This window comes from Bacillus sp. AFS001701, from assembly GCF_002559405.1.
Taxonomy (GTDB): domain Bacteria; phylum Bacillota; class Bacilli; order Bacillales; family Bacillaceae_G; genus Gottfriedia.
The window spans coordinates 1-243 of sequence record NZ_NTZO01000728.1 but is presented as its reverse complement, the minus strand read 5'-3'; the positions used below and the strand labels follow the sequence as shown (position 1 = coordinate 243).

The 243-nt window shown below is 70.4% G+C and carries 1 pseudogene; it reads right to left on the bottom strand.

The features are described 5' to 3' along the window. Window positions 1-243 (bottom strand): annotated as a pseudogene (locus tag CN514_RS24885) (ABC transporter ATP-binding protein); the annotation flags it as partial.

Below are 243 nucleotides of genomic sequence, written 5' to 3'. Positions count from 1 at the left end.
CGAGGATGTACAGGTCGGCGGGCACGGCGAAGGCGGCGATCAGCGCGACCTTCTGCCGGTTGCCCTTGGAGTACGCGCGGCCCTTCTTGCGCGGGTCGAACTGGAAGGCCTCGGTGAGCCGCTTCTTCTCGTGCTGGTAGGCGTCGTCCTTCGTGCGGGCGCCGCGGAGCCGGGCGAGGAGGTCGACGGCTTCGCCACCCGACAGGTTCGGCCACACGCTGACGTCGCCGGGGACGTACGCGA